Source organism: Leptospira sanjuanensis, from assembly GCF_022267325.1.
GTDB lineage: Bacteria > Spirochaetota > Leptospiria > Leptospirales > Leptospiraceae > Leptospira > Leptospira sanjuanensis.
Genome location: NZ_JAIZBG010000001.1, coordinates 2787501 through 2805219, shown reverse-complemented (window position 1 = coordinate 2805219; position 17719 = coordinate 2787501). Strand labels below are relative to the sequence as shown.

17 protein-coding genes are annotated in these 17719 nt (G+C 45.5%); 7 read left to right on the top strand and 10 right to left on the bottom strand.

Annotation, left to right across the window (positions count from 1 at the left end):
- Positions 1-103: 103 nt before the first annotated feature.
- Both LFX25_RS12635 and LFX25_RS12630 read right to left on the bottom strand, forming a co-directional pair.
- Positions 104-1231: an MBL fold metallo-hydrolase gene (locus tag LFX25_RS12635; protein ID WP_238730555.1), complete on the bottom strand. Its 1128-nt coding sequence runs from the start codon at positions 1229-1231 to the stop codon at positions 104-106.
- A 21-nt stretch (positions 1232-1252) separates the two neighbouring features.
- Positions 1253-2083, bottom strand: a complete 831-nt coding sequence (locus LFX25_RS12630) for an SDR family oxidoreductase (protein ID WP_238730554.1) — start codon at positions 2081-2083, stop codon at positions 1253-1255.
- A gap of 81 nt (positions 2084-2164) precedes the next feature.
- Between LFX25_RS12630 and LFX25_RS12625 the strand changes: the two genes are divergently transcribed.
- Complete coding sequence (locus tag LFX25_RS12625; RefSeq protein ID WP_238730553.1) at positions 2165-2935, top strand: TetR/AcrR family transcriptional regulator; 771 nt, start codon at positions 2165-2167, stop codon at positions 2933-2935.
- Positions 2936-3010: 75 nt separating this feature from the next.
- On the opposite strand, the gene LFX25_RS12620 is transcribed toward LFX25_RS12625, so the two are convergent.
- Positions 3011-3202: a hypothetical protein gene (locus LFX25_RS12620; protein WP_238730552.1), complete on the bottom strand. Its 192-nt coding sequence runs from the start codon at positions 3200-3202 to the stop codon at positions 3011-3013.
- Between LFX25_RS12620 and LFX25_RS12615 the strand changes: the two genes are divergently transcribed.
- Both LFX25_RS12615 and LFX25_RS12610 read left to right on the top strand, forming a co-directional pair.
- Entirely contained in the window at positions 3201-4052 is an 852-nt protein-coding gene (locus LFX25_RS12615) for a metal-dependent hydrolase (protein ID WP_238730551.1), read from the top strand. The genes LFX25_RS12620 and LFX25_RS12615 overlap by 2 nt on opposite strands.
- Positions 4053-4414: 362 nt before the next feature.
- On the top strand, positions 4415-5686 hold the full coding sequence (locus tag LFX25_RS12610; RefSeq protein ID WP_238730550.1) for a response regulator: 1272 nt from the start codon (positions 4415-4417) through the stop codon (positions 5684-5686).
- 78 nt (positions 5687-5764) lie between these two features.
- On the opposite strand, the gene LFX25_RS12605 is transcribed toward LFX25_RS12610, so the two are convergent.
- Positions 5765-7252, bottom strand: coding sequence for a leucyl aminopeptidase family protein (locus LFX25_RS12605; protein ID WP_238730549.1), 1488 nt, complete (start codon positions 7250-7252; stop codon positions 5765-5767).
- Positions 7249-7728 carry a thioredoxin-dependent thiol peroxidase gene (gene bcp / locus LFX25_RS12600; RefSeq protein ID WP_135569600.1) on the bottom strand — a complete coding sequence of 160 codons (480 nt, stop codon included), beginning with the start codon at positions 7726-7728 and terminating at the stop codon, positions 7249-7251. Before bcp ends, LFX25_RS12605 begins: the two co-directional genes overlap by 4 nt.
- 273 nt (positions 7729-8001) lie before the next feature.
- Between bcp and LFX25_RS12595 the strand changes: the two genes are divergently transcribed.
- The gene (locus LFX25_RS12595) at positions 8002-8430 is read left to right on the top strand and encodes a hypothetical protein (RefSeq protein ID WP_238730548.1); all 429 of its coding nucleotides are present in this window, start codon (positions 8002-8004) and stop codon (positions 8428-8430) included.
- Positions 8431-8480: 50 nt separating this feature from the next.
- Here the strand turns inward: LFX25_RS12595 and LFX25_RS12590 are convergent, their stop codons facing one another.
- Positions 8481-8774: a hypothetical protein gene (locus LFX25_RS12590; RefSeq protein ID WP_238730547.1), complete on the bottom strand. Its 294-nt coding sequence runs from the start codon at positions 8772-8774 to the stop codon at positions 8481-8483.
- A gap of 67 nt (positions 8775-8841) precedes the next feature.
- On the opposite strand from LFX25_RS12590, the gene LFX25_RS12585 reads away from it, so the two are divergent.
- Both LFX25_RS12585 and LFX25_RS12580 read left to right on the top strand, forming a co-directional pair.
- Complete coding sequence (locus LFX25_RS12585; RefSeq protein ID WP_319937289.1) at positions 8842-9585, top strand: response regulator transcription factor; 744 nt, start codon at positions 8842-8844, stop codon at positions 9583-9585.
- 125 nt (positions 9586-9710) lie between these two features.
- Complete coding sequence (locus tag LFX25_RS12580; protein WP_238730546.1) at positions 9711-10346, top strand: hypothetical protein; 636 nt, start codon at positions 9711-9713, stop codon at positions 10344-10346.
- Between the two features lie 75 nt (positions 10347-10421).
- Here the strand turns inward: LFX25_RS12580 and LFX25_RS12575 are convergent, their stop codons facing one another.
- The gene (locus LFX25_RS12575; protein ID WP_238730545.1) at positions 10422-12806 is read right to left on the bottom strand and encodes a sensor histidine kinase; all 2385 of its coding nucleotides are present in this window, start codon (positions 12804-12806) and stop codon (positions 10422-10424) included.
- A gap of 398 nt (positions 12807-13204) precedes the next feature.
- Here LFX25_RS12575 and LFX25_RS12570 point away from each other — a divergent pair, with 398 nt between their 5' ends.
- Positions 13205-14392 (top strand): glycosyl hydrolase family 18 protein, encoded by a 1188-nt coding sequence (locus LFX25_RS12570; protein WP_238731594.1) that lies wholly within the window; start codon positions 13205-13207, stop codon positions 14390-14392.
- Positions 14393-14487: 95 nt separating this feature from the next.
- On the opposite strand, the gene LFX25_RS12565 is transcribed toward LFX25_RS12570, so the two are convergent.
- The 3 genes from LFX25_RS12565 to LFX25_RS12555 are packed head-to-tail and all read right to left on the bottom strand — an operon-like array spanning position 14488 to position 17556.
- The gene (locus LFX25_RS12565; protein WP_238730544.1) at positions 14488-15657 is read right to left on the bottom strand and encodes an acyl-CoA dehydrogenase family protein; all 1170 of its coding nucleotides are present in this window, start codon (positions 15655-15657) and stop codon (positions 14488-14490) included.
- 54 nt (positions 15658-15711) lie between these two features.
- The gene (locus LFX25_RS12560) at positions 15712-16089 is read right to left on the bottom strand and encodes a hypothetical protein (RefSeq protein ID WP_238730543.1); all 378 of its coding nucleotides are present in this window, start codon (positions 16087-16089) and stop codon (positions 15712-15714) included.
- Between the two features lie 15 nt (positions 16090-16104).
- Positions 16105-17556 carry an APC family permease gene (locus LFX25_RS12555; protein WP_406600498.1) on the bottom strand — a complete coding sequence of 484 codons (1452 nt, stop codon included), beginning with the start codon at positions 17554-17556 and terminating at the stop codon, positions 16105-16107.
- Positions 17557-17719 lie beyond the last annotated feature (163 nt).

Sequence of the window (17719 nt, the reverse complement as noted above, 5' to 3'; positions counted from 1 at the left end):
GACCGGATTTGGACGCCGTAAGGATAGGAATTCGCAGCGAGATCAAGAAATATTAGAATATCATAATTATTTGCAATGATCCCGTTTTTCGCCGATTTCTCCTTTAACGAACCTTATCCCACCAGGTTTCGGAAGAAAAGGCCGTTCTTCCGTCCACGGTTTCCCCGGGTTTCGGTGTGACCAGATCGACGGAATGCGGTTTTGCCGCGTCGACGGTTCTGCGGATCGGTTCTTCCCAGGAATGAATCGCAAGATTGAACGTTCCCCAATGAACCGGAAGCATTCGTTTCGATTTAAGATCCAGATGCGCTTGGACGGCTTTTTCCGGATTCATGTGAATTCCTTCCCAAGTGTAATCGTAGGCTCCGACCTTGATCGAAGTCAGATCGAACGGCCCGAGACGTTTTCCGATTTCCGCAAAATGAGGAGAATAACCCGTGTCTCCGCTATGAAAGAATTTATTTTCGGGACCGATCACGCTCCAAGAAGACCAAAGAGTAGACTTACGGTTGAAAAGTCCTCTGCCCGAATAATGAACCGCAGGCGTACAGACGATCTCTACTTTTCCGACATTGCCTTTTTCCCACCAATCCAGTTCTACGATTTGACTTTCCGGAATTCCCCAGCGCTCGAGATGCGCGCCGACTCCGAGCGGAATAAAATACTTCGTTCCTTTCGACGTTAGGCGTTTGGCGGTGTTCATATCGAGATGATCGTAGTGATCGTGGGAAATCACGACCGCGTCGATCTTCGGTAAATTCTCCAGTGCGATCGGAGGTGGAAAAAATCGTTCCGGACCGAAGCTTGTGAACGGGGAAACCTTATCCGCAAACACGGGATCGGTGAGAATTCTCACTCCGTCGATTTCAACCAAAACGGACGCATGTCCGAGCCAAATGGCTCTCAAACCGGGCGAAGCATTCTCCGGAAACTGTTTCGGATCGGGATAAACGACGGGAATCGGCGCAGGAGGAATTCTTTGTTCGCTTCCGAACAATTGTCTCCAGAGCATTTCGGTGTAAGAACCGGCGACGAGCATTGGCACATACGGATCGTTTTCGAATAATCCGTCCCGATACATCTTCGACGTTTTCATTCTTTCCAGACGTTTGCCTTCGGGAGTTCCGCCGAAGGAACTCAGACAAGCCGTCTGCATAAGAACCGAAACGACGATCGCGATCAGAAAGATCAAAGATAAGAATGAAACTTTTTGAATCCGATTTCCGTACATACCTTCTCCTTGAAGACGAACTTAAGCCGCGACTTTTGCGGATCTAAGTAAAGCGAACTTCATCATCCCGAATAAGACTCGGTCGGAAAGAAATTTACGCAATCCCAAAAGAGTTTTCGCGTCCATTCCGACCACGTAACGCAGACGTTTGGAAGAGCTTTTTGCGGCTTTAAAGATCGTTTTTGCGACCGCTTCGCTTCGGCTTGTCATCATCGCGTCTTCCATATTCTTGAAAACCGCTTCGGAGAATCGTTTATATTCTCCCGGGGCTTGTTCGGAAGTGGAATCGGAGGAACGTCCGATAAAGTCGGTCGCGATCGCGCCCGGTTCGATGAGTTTAACTCGGATTCCGAACGGATGAAGTTCGTATTGAAGTGATTCCGTAAAACCTTCGAGCGCCCATTTCGTGGAATGATAAAGGCTATAAAGAGGGAAGGTGATTCTTCCGCCCATCGACGCGACGTTGATGATGAGTCCTTTTCTTTTTTTGCGGAAGTGGGGAAGAATTTTCCGAATCACATCCATCGCGCCGAACACGTTCGTATCGAATTGTCTTTGGATCTGCTCTTTGCTTGCGCCTTCGAACGGACCGACGAGCCCGTAACCCGCGTTGACTAGAACGTCGATTTCTCCGAACGCTTTGATGCCTTCCGCGATCGCTTTGTCGATGCTCTGTCCGTCGGTGACGTCGAGTTTTGTGCAAAGAAGATTGGGAAGATTTCTCAGTTCCGTTTCTTTTTCCGGATTTCTCATCGTCGCGATCACGTTCCAACCTTTTGCTTGGAAATGTTTTGCCGCCGCTTTTCCGATTCCGGAAGAAGTTCCCGTGATTAAAACAGTTTTGCGTTTCATTCTTATTTTTCTCCTTTTGATGACTGTGGGTCATTTAAAAATGACTTTTGGTCAATTTATAGTGACCTTAAGTCATTGTCAATGGAAAACGGAACGGGATTTTCGGGAAAAGTGGATTGTGTTTGTAAACGGAACTCCGATTGTTGGAAAAGAGGGGAATCGATCACGAATTCTTCCTTGAAACAAAAACCCGATCCGATGAAAAGCCGCGCAGTAAAAGACGACGATAAGAAGGTCAAAAAGGATCTTTTGGTCAAGGCCGCGATTTCCTTGTTTAACAAATCTTCCTTCGAAAAGATTTCCATGGATCAAATCGCGAAGAAGGCCGGCGTGGCCAAGGGCACGTTGTATCTTTATTTCAAAACCAAGGAAGAACTTTTTCTCGAAATTCATCGGATGGATTACGAGGCTTGGTTCGCGGCATTTCAGGCGTTTCTTCGTTCTAAAAATCCGGGTCTTTCCGCGTCGGAATTGGCGCAATGGATCACCAACTCGTTAAAAGAAAATCAGAGAACCGTTCGATTGATGGCGATCGCGTCGGCGCTTTTGGAAAAGAATATCGTGTATGAAAGCGCCTTTCGTCTAAAAGATTCCGTTCGCAAAAGTGTTCTCGAATCGGCCCCGGAACTTTGTCGGGTTCTAAAATTCAAAAAGAACGAGGACGCGATTTTATTTCTGACCTACCTACACGCGCTGATCACCGGTCTTTGGCACCACGCGGAACCGGCTCCGATCGTTACGAAAGTTTTGAATTCTTCTCCCGATTTTACCGTTTTTCGAATCGATTTTTTTCACACTTTGGAAGTCGGAATCGTTTCCATGCTGGCGGGATTACAGAAGAATTTGTCGTAAAACCGCTTGGGAATTTTGCCGGAGACGGGGAGTTTTTCGGGGAGTTCCTACATTTTGTGATCCTTTCGGCCGTTTTCAGACGCGGATTCCACGGTGATCCGGGATTTCGGCCGGAGTTCCGTCCACTTTCCCCGAAAAACGGGTGATTTTTTCTGCTGATTTCGAAATCAGCCAGAGTTTTTCAGAGATCGGCGCGAGCTTCGGTTTATAATATTCTATAGTGATCGCTACAAACATAAAAAGATAAGTTTGAAGGAGTGAAATCATGACCCTTGAAATCAAAACGAAAACGAGAAACTTAAAACCCATCGACGCAAATCAACCGACCGTCCGAAAGATGGATTTTGAAGGAATGGACGATCTTCCCAATCACTATTTTGCGGGGAATTCTTTCATCACGCATATCATCAATTCGTATCATATACTTTTTCCGGAAGGAGAACGATTCTTTATCAAAAGCGTGAAGGCTTATGCGGATCAAGTTACCGACCCGAAATTACAAACGGCGATCAAGGCGTTTATCGGACAAGAAGTGCAGCACGGAAAGGAACACGAAAAGGTCTTGGAAGTGCTTGCAAAACAAGGGAAGCCAGTCAGTCGTTTCGTGAAATTTTTCGAATGGAGCGCGTTCCAAGTGATGCTTCCGTTTTTCGAATTCTTTTTCGGAAAGAAATTGAAACTTTCCGTGACCGCGGGAATGGAACACTACACCGCGACGATGGGCGAGATCACGCTCAGACACGGATTTCACGATAAGGCTTACGGAGAAATGCGCGAACTTCTTCTATGGCACGCTTGCGAAGAGATCGAGCATAAGTCGGTGGCGTATGACGTGCTTCAAACCGTATCGAACAGCTACCTGCTTCGCATCTTCGGATTCTTTTTAGCGTCCTGGATTTTTTGGGGTTACGTCGCGTTTTTTCAGCACTGGTTTATTCTGACCGATTCCGAAGTGGGATTCAAAAAGTATTTTCAAGATCTAAAAGCGTCTCGTCCTTTCGGGAAAATTCTCTTTTTAGAAACGGCCCACGCGTTCTTTCTTTATCTGAAACCGAACTTTCATCCGAGGCAAACCGGAGGTTACGATCTCGCAAATGCGGCGTTGGCAACAATCTAAAGAAAAGAATGTCGAGAATTTGCAGATAAAATTTCTAAAATGAATTTGTGAGCGGAGAAATTGTCTTTGTTCACAAATTCGATATTACCTTAGTTATATATTTTTCAAAGAATCTGAAGGCACGAGTATATTTCGATCCCGATTCGTTTTTATTATTACCGGAGTGATACATTTTGTTTCGAATTTCTTTTTTAAACCGAATCGCTTTTCAAATCCCACCTTTTTTTCCGAAAACGATTAAACCAAAAGATTTATATAACTTTTTCCGTCTTACTTTTGGGTGTGGTCGAGGAGTGCGGTTCTCTTAAACCCCTTTTCATTGAAACGATAGTAGCATCTTATAAAGGGTTAGGATAAATTAAATGGGTAACGATACTTTGCTTCTTCCTAAAATCATGATCGTCGAAGATGATCATCTTTTAAGAGCGAATTTGGGACACTTGTTTCAACATATCGGTCTTGAATACTGCGGCGTTCAGAACGGAGTGCAGGCTCTTGAAAAAAAAGAAGAATTTAAACCCGACGCGTACTTCGTCGATTTGGAAATGCCTGTGATGGACGGAAAGAAGTTTATGGAAACGGTAAAACGGGAACAGCCCGATTCCATTTTCGTAGTAATGACGAGTCACGATGAACCGCATACGATTATCGATACGATGAATCTCGGAGTCTTCCATTATATCATTAAACCGGTCGATATTACTTCCTATCGCGCGGTGGTGAACGAGATCGCTCAAGAACTTCATAATCGAAGACTTGAACGCCTCTTCGATCAGGAATCGGACATTCGTCTGCGTGAACAATTGGATTGGGCTTCTTACAAGCGTTCCAAACTGACGGAGTTGGATTCTTTGCTCGAACTTTCAAAGACTACACTCAACAATATTAAATACGCTTTATTCAGCGGCGGGGGAATCGGCGCTTTGATCACATTGGTCAAAATGATCCGCAGTTCCGCCGAAAAGAAGGATTCCAAATACGCTATTTCGGAAGAATTGATGACCATGCTTTCGGAGAACGCGCAATACATCGAAAAAAACGCGAATCGTCTCGAAGAGACTTTGACGTTATTGAATCGGGACATCGAAGTTAAGTCGGAACCGATTTTGGTCCCGGAATTGATCGAAAAATTATCCGAATGTTTTTATAATTTCGAACGGGACGAATCCGAGTATATCGCGGAAAGAAAGCTTACCTTTAAAATCGGAAACGGAAAACTGCTTCCCCGCAATTTGTCCGTGAAAGTCGATTTAGATTCGTTTATCGTCGTTTTTCACGAACTTCTGGTGAACGCTCTGAAATATTCGGAAACCGGGAGCAAGATCAACGTTTATTTCTCCGCAAAGGCCGGACTTTTCAATCTTTACGTTAAGAATAAGTTTGATGAAACGTACATGGACGGAATTTCGCAGGAACAAGAGGATCTCGTAAAACAGCCATTTTATCGTCTTGCAAAGTTCATTGATGAAAAAGTCAAAACGGAAAAGGTCTTTTCCGGTTTGGGTTTAACGTTAGCCGATATCGTTATTAGAAAACACGGAGGAACGTTCGGAATCAAAAATCTTACCGATCATTCGATGGGGGAACGTCCCGAAGAAGTCATTCTGGCCGCTTTGACCTTGTCGACTTTTTGATCCGATCGATTCTTTCTTTTCATCGATCGGAGAATCGATTTCTATCGTGCTGTTGAAACGCGGGAAGCCCCGCGTTTTTTATTTCTTCTTTCCGATTTTTTCCGCGAGATCTACGAGCAGACGAACTCCGTAACCGGTCGGGCCGTTTCCGATCTGGGTTCCCGAACCCTTCTTTCTCCAAGCTGCGCCCGCGATGTCGATGTGAGCCCAAGCGATTCCGGGATCGACGAATCGTTCCAGGAATTTCGCCGCGGATAAAGAACCGCCCGCTCTTCCGGCGACGTTTCGGATGTCGGCGATGTCGCTTTTAAGATCTTCGGAATATTCGTCCCAAAGAGGCATTTCCCAGATTCTTTCATCCGAAGAAGCGGATGCTTCTTTAAGCAAGTTCGTCAGCGTTTCGGAATTGCTCATGACTCCTGCCGCCTCGTGTCCGAGGGAAATGATGATCGCTCCGGTCAGGGTCGCCAAATCCAGCATATAATCCGGTTTGAATTTTTTTCCCACATAGGAAAGAACGTCGCCTAAAACCAAACGCCCTTCCGCGTCCGTATTCTGCACTTCCACGGTGATTCCGTTGTGAGCCGTATAAACGTCTCCCGGCTTGATCGCCGCCGCGTCCGGCATATTCTCCGCGACTCCGATGGCCGCTACGACGGGAACGCCTAATCCGAGTTCGGCGATCGCTCCGACGGCGTGAATTACCGCGGCCGCCCCGCACATATCGTATTTCATTTCGTGCATATCCTGAGCGGGTTTGATGCTGATCCCGCCGGAATCGAAGGTGAGGCCTTTTCCGATGATCGCGAGTTTTTTCTTCGTGCTCGGTTTTGCGGGAGTATATTCCAAAAGAATCATTTTCGCTTTTTTGTCCGAGCCTTCGCAGACGGAAAGAATTCCTCCCATCTTTTCCTTTTTCAACTGCGGTTCGTCGAATACGGTGATTTTGAGTCCGTTGTCCTTTGCGATCTCTTTTGAACGGGAAACGAATTCTTCCGGTGTAAAGTGATTGGCCGGAAGATGGGCGATGTACCGAGCTCCGTTGACGTAACGGCTGACGACTTTGCCGCGTTTTAATCCTTTTTCGGCTTCTTTGATTTTTGCGGCGTCCTGAAGGACAAAGGAAACGTTTCCGATCTTCTTGGAATTCTCCTTATATTCTTTTGCGAGAACGTTGATCGCATACGCACCTTGTTCCAAGGAATTGATGATCTGATATACGAGCAGTTCCGCGGGGAGCGCGGTCGTTAGAACTTTCGGAAGATGAATTTCCAGTCCGACCCCGTCCCATTTTTTCAGCTTTTCTCCGAATTGAAAAAAGTTCTGGGCGACTCCTCTCACTTTTACTTTGGAAGAATCGCCTAATCCTAGATAAATGATCTTTTCGGATTCGTCCGTGAAGACTTGTCCGTTGTCTCCGGTGAAAATTCCGGACGAGGTTTGCAAAGAAAATTTCGTTTTGAGATTCGCGGGAAAATGATCCTTTAAAAGAATCTGAAGTTTATAAAACGCTTTCGAAGGATTTTTTCCGATCGAGCTTTGGATTTTGTTCTTATCCAGTTTCATTTTTTCTCCAGTGTTTTGATGTCGGAAAGGATTTCGTCGACGTGGCCTTTGACGCTGACTTTAGGATAGATTTTGAGAATTTTTCCGTCCGCTCCGATGAGGAACGTAGTACGCACGATTCCCATAAATTCTCTTCCCATGAACTTCTTCAATTGCCAGACCCCGTAGTCCTCGCAAATCTTTCCGTCCTCGTCGGAGATGAGGGTGAAGTTTAGTTCCTGCTTTTCAATGAATTTCTGATGCGATTTCACGCTGTCCTTCGAAACGCCGACGACGTTAAACCCCGTTTTTTTGATTCGGGAAAAATTGTCTCTAAAATCGCAGGCTTCGGTTGTGCATCCCGGGGTTTGGTCCTTGGGATAAAAATACAATACGGTTCCTTTCGAACCGGCTAATTCGGAGAGTTTTACCTTTTCTCCTTTTTCATTGAGTGCGGTAAAAGCGGGGGCTTTGGACCCGGCCTTGAGTTCGCTCATGGAGTACCTCTTGGAAAATAATGTTTTATTCGGTTTCTCCGATGTCAGTCTTTTTCGCGGGTTTGTTTGAGAATCCGGTGAAATGTGGGAACTCTTACGAGTTTCGATTGTCGCACCGAATGTGGACGGAACTCCGGCCTCTTTTGTCGCGGCAGGGATCTGAGCGGCGCGAAGCGGTCCGTTAGGACCGAGCGCGAGCGAGCCGCGGCCGAGCCCGGTCCTGCGCTTGGGCGCAGGAGCCGCCCCGATTTTTCACTTGCGAAAACCGAAACTATGTCCGATAGTTTTGGTATGGACTCCAGAGAACGGGCCGAAACGATCCGAGAAGGCAACCGCGCTTTTAACGAAGGCGATATTCGCAAGGCAAGAGACCTTTTTATCAAGGCGGAATATAAGGACGGTCTCATCCGCCTCGGGGATCACTTCATGTATGAGAAGAAGATGCCCTTGCTCGCCTACGGTTATTATAAAAAGGCCGGTTATCAAAAACGAATCGATGAGATTTTCCAAAGAATGATGTGGGCCTTGAGCCAATGGATCGGCGCGGACAAATTCAAGACCGAACCGTCCGATCCGGGAGTGGGGGAGAATGGCGGAGTTCCGTCCACCTCCGGTTTTCCGGACGCTTCCCAGTTTCAGATTCATCCTATGTTACGACAAACCGCTTTGGATATTCTTAAAAAACGGGGAATCCAGGTTTAAAAATCCGTCCCCTCGGAAATCTGGCCGTAACTCCGGCCGTTTTCCCTTCCTTACTTTCCGATTCCGTTCTTCGTTTCGAACTCGGTACTCTTCCCGCAAGGAACCTCTTCCTTGTGATACGGATCGAAATCCAAAAAAGGCATCTCCTTTTCCCAGCGATAAACTACGGTTCGTTTTCCTTGAACGCAATCCCAGACAAAGTAATCGTAACCCATAAAAGTTCCCGTTCGATCATGACGGTCCGGTTTCGGCATTCCGATCGTCTGAAATCCATAAGAGATCTTGCAAGCGTTCATAACGAGAAGCGTAAAGACGGGCAGCGCAAAACGGAAAAGAAGTTTCATTGCTGCAATGGATAAAACCTAACCGTAATGAAATCAAGTTATAAAAGCCGATTCCTTTCTGCAATGCGTGAGAGCCTTGATTTTTTCGAAGTCGCTTGAATACGAACATCGAAAGAATCTATTTACAAAGTTTCGAGTCGTATTAACCTGCGGCAGAATGGTTCGTGCGCAAAAAAAATCCATCTTTCTTGTGGACGATCACCCCGTCGTACGGTCCGGGCTGCAAGCGGAGATTCAAACCGATACGGAGTTCGACTTTGTCGGCTCCGCGTCCTCTTTGAAGGAAGCTTTGCGACGGATGAGTTTTTTAAAGGTCGATCTTCTGATCAGCGATATCTCTTTGCAGGAGGAGAATGGAATTCAGGAACTGGAAACGATCAAAAATAAATTTCCCGATTTGAAGATATTGTTCCTAACGATGCACAGAGACTGGTCTTATCTTCAAAAAGCCTTCGCACTCGGGGCGGACGGATATATTCTAAAAAATGAATCCATGACCGCGGTCCTCTCCGCGATGAAAACGATCCTAAACGGCGGAAAAGTATTTCCGGAAGAAGTAAAAAATTTCAGACCTGAAACGGAAATCACACAAGAAATCGGAAATCTGATCAATCGTTTGACTAAACGCGAAAAAGAAATTCTGAACCTGCTCGCAGACGGAAAGATGAACCGCGAGATCGCGGAAGAACTGAACCTAAGCGTTCGAACCGTCGAAACACATAGAGCCTCCATCTTTAAAAAATTGGAAACGGAAAATCTCATCGAGCTCGGCAGAGTTCTGGTTCAGCTCAAAGCCTCCGGTCTTTTCTAACTACTTACCGTACGGTTTTTTCTCCGTAGTTTCCGAAATTCACAAAATCGCCGTTCGATGATACTCTCTCCTAAGAATCAGATTCGATTCGGAAAAAACTTTTTGAAAATTTTGGAGCTTCTCGCATGAAGAAATTAATCGTATCCTTGAATCTCGCTGTCTTTTTGTGCTTATCGGCGGATTGTAAAAAGAATGAATCGGACGACAATACTTCCTTGGTCGCCGCTCTTGTCGCATTAGCAAACGGAAACTGTTTTAACGTTCCCCAGACAGTAGTCGTGAAGGACGGAAATTCCGCGGCGACAACCACATATACTTGCGCCGTTGCTGGGAAAGTTTATACCTGCGTTCCCAACACGGGAAACACTGTGATTCGTACATATTCCAGTGCCGTCGCGGCGAAATTGGGCGTGGTCGATCCGCCGTCGTTCTCCAATCAACACGTTCAAAGAGGTTTGGCGAGTAGAGTGGAAGGAGCAACCACCAACACCTTCACTTACAACAGCTCCAATCAATTGACTGCCGTCGCCTCGCCGACCGTGACTTATTCCAATTACGATCCGTACGGATTTCCTAAAACGACTTCCGGTGGACAAACGATCACCAACACATACGCAGCGGGAGCGAGCAGGCCCGCTACTTCCTCGGACGGTGCGATGACATATACGTATGATTCGAACGGATGGGCAACTAAGATCGATTTCGGGTTCGGTCAACCGACCACTGCGGAAAACACGGGTTCCTTGGCGATCTGCGATTAAGAATCGAATTAGAAGAAGAGACCGACTCTTCGGCAATCTTTTCGTTCATTTTGTTAAGCGAAATTGAATCTTGGATCAGCAAGGCAGCAGAACGGTGAATCTGCTGCCTTTTCCGGGACTCGAATCGATTAAAACTTCTCCGCCGTGCGCGAGTGCGATCTTTCGAACGATGGAAAGACCAAGTCCGCTTCCTAACGGTTTTTTCGTTTCCACCATGGAATTGTAGAAACCGGTTTTTAAATCTTCGCTGAGACCGGGACCGTCGTCTTTAAAAACGATGTAAAGGACGGCTCCTTCCTTTTCGACGCGAAGAGAAAAATTGCCCGTATCGTCGATGGCTTCGAGCGAATTTTTGGCGAGATTCAGGATCAATCTTTGGATCCGAAGGGGGTCCAATCGAACGGTTCCATCCGCGGATATGTCGCACGAAAAACGGATTCCGCTTCCTTCGAAAAAAAGTTCCAAATCTTCCCTGATTCCCTGGAAGAATTCGCGGATGCTTACTTCTTTTAGATCCAAAATGATTACTTTTTTAGAAAATTCTAATATATCCAAAGAGAGGTTGGCGAGAGCGTCCGTTTCTTTTTTGGCGCGCGAAAGATCGAATTCGGATTTCGCTCCTTCGGTTGTATTCAAATTCCGTAATACCTTTTGGATGAGAATGACGTGATGTCCTATGTCGTGCGCGATCTCCGCGGATAATTCTCCGATGATCGCGAGCTTTTCTCGATCCTGTCGGATCACGTTTTGAATCGAAAGCGCCAAAGCGTATGCGATTCCCTGCACCCAGTCCATTTCGGAATCGGAACCTAAAAAGTTTCCGATTGGAAGATCCAAAACGACGAAACTCGCTTTGCTGTTTTGGATAGGAAGTAGAAAACTTTCTCCGATGACGGCGGGAGAATACAACGTTTTGAGATCGATTTCCAACGACTCTTTGGAAATAAATCCGGAAACGTCTTGAACCACAAGATCGTCTTTTTCGTCCAGGGAATACCGCTTCCACAACGAAGAATTCTGTTCGGGAAAATAAATGTTTAGTCCCTCGTTTTTGTTAAGCGAAGAATCCGATTTTTCGTTTTTCGATTTCGTTTTCAAATTTAAGAACGAACTTCTTCGATTCATTTCCTCGATGTTTTTGGAAAGAATTTTCAAAGTCGTTTGCGCCGCCGCGTTGAACGAGGCGGACGTCATAATTTCCCGTGTGGAAGAAACGAGGCTTTTCATCTTATGCGAAAGATTTTCGGAACGGGTTAAGGAATTCGAAAATCGTTTCGATATCAACACAGCGTGCGAAGCGATAAGCGCGAGTTGACCGTAAGGAACCATGTAAGTGGAACTGTTCAGAAAACCCATGCTATATATGATGTCGTGCAACGTGCAGAACATGACCGCGATATAACCCAGAAACAGAATCCACGCGCCTTCGAATTTTTTGCGGATTCCGTAGAGAAGCAGGATACACCAACCGGGGATCGTTACAAAAAAAGCATATAGTAAAACCGGATCGAGGGTCAGTGTATAAATTTGATTCGGAAAAAAGAGAACAAGAAAGGTGCCGAAAAAAAACGGAAGAATCAAAAGAAAACCGAATCTTTCCCAAAATTTCGTGGGACAAAAACGATGCAGAAAGGTGTACAAAGCCGGAGCCGACAAATAAATGGAGGAGTATTCAAGTCGGTTTAATATCTCCCAGGGAACGTTCGGAAATAGGAGATGACCTAGACGTTCTCCCGTGGTCAAGGCTCGGATTAAGATGAGAGTACAATGCGCCGCGAAAAGAAGAGGGGCTGGATCTTTTCTTCGAAAAATAAAGAGGACGAGATTGAAAACCGCCATAAGAACCGCCGCGATACAAACCGCAAGGCTGATTCCTTTTTTGGTCTGGGCTTCACCGAGAATTTCCTTTAAATTTCCGATTCGAATCGGAAACCAATAACCTCCCCATCGATTCTGAAAATTAGAGATATGTAATACTATATGAAGAATTTCCGAGTCGGGTAGGACGACGATTTGAGGTTTGTAAAGCGGCCGCGAAGATTCCGGTTTGTCTCCGACGGTTCCCGCGTTCGCAACGAGTTTTCCGTTCACATAAAGATTGTAAGCGGTGCCTTCGTCCGGGATCGAGACGGCGGTTTCCGAGAAATTTTTAGGGAGAAGAATTTCGAGTTCGTACGAAGCAAAGCCGTGGCTGGAAATCGTCTCGCCGTGAAAAAGGACGCCGTTCCAAACGACCGGCGCATCCAGAAAAATAAACTTTCCCTTGGAAACGGTCTTCAGCGCATTCGGATCGATGAATTGTTTCCAATAGAATTTCCATTCCCCGGTTAACGGAAGAGTTTTTTCGGATTCGAAATTCCAGCGGGTAAGATCTAAACGTCCTTGTTTCGCTTTCGGAAGCAGCGAGGGATCTTGAGGGTTCGCATAACAGGAGCTAAAGGTCGCGAATAGGGAAACCAAAAAACAAATAACGGTCGAAATACGAAACAAAAACCTAGGCGACACGGTGATAGCTCGAAGAAGAAAATTGTTGAATCGAAAGATTGGCCTATCGTAAAAGCGGAATTCGTTTTTGAAAGAAAGATTTTGATAAAATTCGAAAACGACCGGTCTCGTCGGATTCCGAATCGTAAAAGGTGATCCCAATTTTCCAGGAATTCTCTTTTCAGAATGTCATCCCGATTTACTCTGGTTGAAAATCTAAAGTCCGATAAGAACTCGCCTTGAAATCCAAATTACTCCTATTTATCGTTTCAATTCTGACTATTTTGTTCGGAGTTCTCTTATACGGGAATCCTTTCGCAAAGGAAGGCGGATTTCGATTCTTAAACGAAAAATACAGCGAATTCCGTTTTTTATTGAATTGGACTTCGTTTAACAATTCTGAAAATCCGAACTTGAAAAACGAAAGGGATTTTCTCGCATCGACTTGGTCCTCCGATATCGTTGCGATGACGCAAAACGTCCACCTTTACGACGAGATACATCCTTTTTTATATACGTTGGAAGGCGGCCGCAGCAACACCGGTAACGTCAAATCCGTATGGAATCCGAAAGCGCAGGAAGTTTATATCTGGGCGTTGAAAACGATCTCTCCGAAAACCAAAATCATACCGACCATATTTCGATGGGAAAACGACTTCGAGAAAGTTTCGGATGCGATCGGATTGAACGGAAACACGAAGATCCGCGATTATCATATCGGACAAATTATAAAAGAAATCGAAACATACGACTACGACGGAATCGATATCGACTACGAGGGCATGACCTGCGATAAAAAGGAAAGTTTCGAAACCTTTTTAACTCTTTTATCGCAGGAATTAAAAAAGAGAAACAAACTTCTTTCCGTCGCGATTCATCCGAAAACGTTCGCGGAGGAGCCTTTCGAATATTTGTGCAAAGAAAACGGAAAGAAGATGTCCGTAGATTTTTACGAAGCCTACCGCGGACAATTATCGCACGACTACGAGTTTTTGGGGAAAGTCGCGGACAAGATTAAGATTATGGCGTATGAACTTCATCCGAGAAAGAACGCCTTTCCCGGACCCGGGCCGCAAGCTCCTTCTTGGTGGATCGAAAAAATATTAGAATATTCGACTCAAAAGATTCCGAATGAAAAATTATACATGGCGATTCCGACCTACGGATACGATTGGCCTTTGAATTGCGATATTCCTTCCAAGGCGGTTTTTTATTCGCGCGCACAATATATTAAAGCGAACTGGAGCCCCAGATCCGAGGAGCCGACTGACATTTCCAAGATATTCAAGGATGCTCGAAAATCGGGGGATTGGATTTATCTTCGGCCGTATCTTTATCGCCACGAAGGCCGTGTCTACGACGATCCTTCGCTTTGGTACAGTTTAGGAGGCTGCGATCGGGTCGCATTTTATATGAATCGTCGATCGTTTGAAACGAAGATGAATCTATTAAAAAAATATAAAATACGCGGATTCTCCTTTTGGCAGCTAATACGGGACAATGATCCGGAAATCCATTCGTATTTGAAAACGATGATCGAAAATTCCGATCCCAAGAAATGATAAGCGACATCGCTTGAATCGCCGATTCAAATTGGAAAGATCAAATTCCGAGGCTTTATCGACGGGCTGCTCCTTGATTTCGACTGCAAGAAATATCAATTTTTTTGAATACTTCCCGCGATGATGAGTTTTTGGATTTCACTTGTTCCTCCGCCGATTTCGCCGAGTCGAACGTCTCTGTAAAGTCTGGAAACCTTGTATTCGTTCATAAAACCCGCGCCTCCGTGAATCTGAACGGCTAAGTTTGCGACTTCTCTTGCGGAAGTGGTTGCGAATAATTTGCAAGAGGCGCATTTCCCCGAAAGATGCATGCTTCCTTTTCCCGATCGATCGGCCCGTTCCATTTCCCAGGCGACATTGTATGTGAACCATCGGGAGGCTTCGAGTTTCGTATAAATTTCCGCGAGTAGGTTGGCGACGGATTGATGTTGCGCGATCGGTTTGCCGAAACTTTTTCTCGTGGATGCAAAGGATTTGGATTCTTCCAAACACGCTTCCATTAAGCCGATCGACCAAGCGGCCAGAGAAATTCTCTCCATGTTGAAGGTTTGCATCGTTTGACGGAATCCTTTGCCGAGAGTTCCGAGAATATCGTTAGACGAAACATCTACGTCTTCGAAAAAGAGCGCGCCGGTAGGCGAAGCTTTGAGTCCGAGCTTTTCCATAGGCGCTGATCGTTGAACCCCTTTCGAATTCAGATTCACCAAAAAATGAGTCAGCCCTTTTTCCTTTCCGTTTAAATCCCGGACCTTAGCAAGAACCAAACAATAATCCGCGATCGGAGCGTTCGTGATATAGGTCTTTTGACCGGAAAGCTGATAACGTCCTTTGGAAACTTCTTTTGCAATCGTTCGAAGGGAAGAAACGTCCGAACCTGCATCGGGTTCCGTGATTCCTAACGATCCGATTTTGGATCCGTTGTTGATCGAAGGAAGATAGTATCTTTTTTGTTCTTCGTTTCCATAGTGATGAATCGGTAAGCCGAAAAGACCTCCCGAAGCCCCCACCGAAAAGAACGTCGAGCCGCAGGACTTTCCCAAAATCTGCATAGCAATTAAGGAACGGAACGCTCCTGCGTTTTGACCTCCGTATTCTTCCTCGTGAGGTAAACCGATATAACCGATCTGTGCGAGTTTATGGAAGTGCGATCTTGGAATTTCTTTTTTGCGATCCGCTTCTTCTGCAAAGGGTTCGATTTCCTTTTTACAAAAATCGTTAAACGAATTGATGAACAAAAGTTCATCCTCGGATAAAGTAAAGTCCATAAAACCTCCGAAAATTGAAGGCGACTATTCATACGCTTGGAAGAAAGAAAAGTTTTATTTTTTACGGCGAATTCTTCGGCCGTAAATCCATCCCGCGAGCAAGAGCGGAAATCCGAACCAAGAGGCAAGGTTCGCATAGAAGTTCGTATGATTTTCCGAGATCGCCGGGATTTGAAGAGCCAAACCCGCTAAAAGAAGAATGATGTGAATTTCCGTATATTCAGAATTTTGCACGAACGAATATTTGCCGAGTCCGCATCCGCTGAGAAACGCGAAAAGTCCGAGAAAAATTCCGATTCTTCCTAAAAGAAGATAAAGATCTTCTGGAAGAAAGGGAATCGTAAACAAAGGGAGAAAAATTCGGCAGGTTAAAAATAGAATCGAAAGAATTCCGGAATAAGAATGGAGTATGAGTCGATTCTTCGCTTTCAAAGAAAAAACGGCGGTTTAAGGTTCTCCGCTGGCAACGGGAACAGGTTCGTTCTCCGGAAGCAGACTGGTCGCTAAAAGTTCCGGAGCTTCGGAGTCGAGAGGGATGGAAACTTTCGGTAAAGAATTCTGTGTCGCTTTAAAATAATAATACATCGGCACCGAGAGGAGAGTGAAGCCGATTCCCCATAGCGCTTCGGTCGGTTTGTTCCAGAGCAGAGTTGCGATGATTCCCACGTTGGAAGCGATGTACAAATACGTTGTATAAGGATATCCTGGAATTCTAAACTTCAATTTATAATGTCTTTTTTCAAAAAGAATCGGGGTGTATGCGGTGATCGTTGCAAGAAGAAGAGTGGAACAAGTGATGAGATACAAAAGGCTTTCGATCTCTTTAACGAAACAAAAAAGACAGGCATATCCGCATTGAAAGAGCAGGGACATATACGGACTTTTGTGTTTCGAATGAAGTTTTGCCATGTTTTGAAAAAAGAATCCGTCTCTCGCCATCGCAAAATAAATTCTCGAACCGCCGATGATGTAAGCGGAGATCGACCCTAAAAAAGCCCAGCAGATGAATGCGGTAATCAAGATCGTCGCTTTCGGTCCGAATAACGCGGATGAGGCGGTGATTCCGATCCTATCTCCCGATAACTCCGCGACGGAGCCGGAGCTTAGAAAAAGAAAGTTGATGAGAATGTAAAGCGTCGTTACGAGTGCGCAGGAATACAACACGGCCTTATAGATGTTTTTATCCGGATCTTTGACTTCTTCCGCTACGTATGTGATCATGTTCCAGCCGAGATAAGAATACGTTACGGGTATTACTCCGGCTAACAGCGATTCCATGCCGGTCCATCCGTACGGAAGCAAGGAGAAGGATTGAAAACGCGAAGTATCGTAATTCCCGATAATGAATCCCAACACGACGAACGATACCAATCCGAGAATCTTAACTCCCGTAAAGAGGTTTTGAATTCTGGAAGCGGTGGAAATTCCGAAGAAGTTGATGATCGTAAAAAGAAGGATCGCGCACATCGCCAACATTTGCGCGGTGCCGATCGAGATCGTTAGTCCCAAAAACGGGAATTCGAAAAAATAAATGTCCCAGGAAGGATTGATCAAAGAAAAAAACGATTTAGAAAATGCTAATGCGGATAAGGAAATCGAAGCGGAAAAGTTGATCGATAGCGAAAGCCAACCGCTCGCAAAGGCAACGATGGGAGAATATGCTTCTTTGAGATAAACGTAATCTCCTCCCGCGTAAGGAAATAAGGATGCGGACTTTGCGTAAGACATCGCGCCGGCGACTGCGAGAAATCCTCCCAAGATCCACGCGAGTAAAACGATGTTGGGATTCGGAACCTGATGGAGAATGTATCCCGTTGTGATGAAGATTCCCGGTCCTACCATGGAGCTGAACATGAGAGATATGGAATCGAATAGATTGAGGGACCGTTTGAGTTGCATCGTTTTCTGACAGCATGGGAGTTTCGTTGTCGCAAACAAGGATTTTTCCTTTTGTCAATGTTTTATGGGAGTTGGGGCGGAGTTCCGTCCACGAAGACAATAATATCGAGGAAAGGTTGTTATTCGTTACTGCGAGCGGGGTTGCAATAGGCTTCGCGTGCAA

Bases quoted from the DNA above. Each gene is read 5' to 3' on its own strand.
- LFX25_RS12635 (WP_238730555.1), bottom strand. From the start codon at position 1,231: ATGTACGGAAATCGGATTCAAAAAGTTTCATTCTTATCTTTGATCTTT.
- LFX25_RS12630 (WP_238730554.1), bottom strand. From the start codon at position 2,083: ATGAAACGCAAAACTGTTTTAATCACGGGAACTTCTTCCGGAATCGGA.
- LFX25_RS12625 (WP_238730553.1), top strand. From the start codon at position 2,165: ATGGAAAACGGAACGGGATTTTCGGGAAAAGTGGATTGTGTTTGTAAA.
- LFX25_RS12615 (WP_238730551.1), top strand. From the start codon at position 3,201: ATGACCCTTGAAATCAAAACGAAAACGAGAAACTTAAAACCCATCGAC.
- LFX25_RS12620 (WP_238730552.1), bottom strand. From the start codon at position 3,202: ATGATTTCACTCCTTCAAACTTATCTTTTTATGTTTGTAGCGATCACT.
- LFX25_RS12610 (WP_238730550.1), top strand. From the start codon at position 4,415: ATGGGTAACGATACTTTGCTTCTTCCTAAAATCATGATCGTCGAAGAT.
- LFX25_RS12605 (WP_238730549.1), bottom strand. From the start codon at position 7,252: ATGAAACTGGATAAGAACAAAATCCAAAGCTCGATCGGAAAAAATCCT.
- bcp (WP_135569600.1), bottom strand. From the start codon at position 7,728: ATGAGCGAACTCAAGGCCGGGTCCAAAGCCCCCGCTTTTACCGCACTC.
- LFX25_RS12595 (WP_238730548.1), top strand. From the start codon at position 8,002: ATGTCCGATAGTTTTGGTATGGACTCCAGAGAACGGGCCGAAACGATC.
- LFX25_RS12590 (WP_238730547.1), bottom strand. From the start codon at position 8,774: ATGAAACTTCTTTTCCGTTTTGCGCTGCCCGTCTTTACGCTTCTCGTT.
- LFX25_RS12580 (WP_238730546.1), top strand. From the start codon at position 9,711: ATGAAGAAATTAATCGTATCCTTGAATCTCGCTGTCTTTTTGTGCTTA.
- LFX25_RS12565 (WP_238730544.1), bottom strand. From the start codon at position 15,657: ATGGACTTTACTTTATCCGAGGATGAACTTTTGTTCATCAATTCGTTT.
- LFX25_RS12555 (WP_406600498.1), bottom strand. From the start codon at position 17,556: ATGCAACTCAAACGGTCCCTCAATCTATTCGATTCCATATCTCTCATG.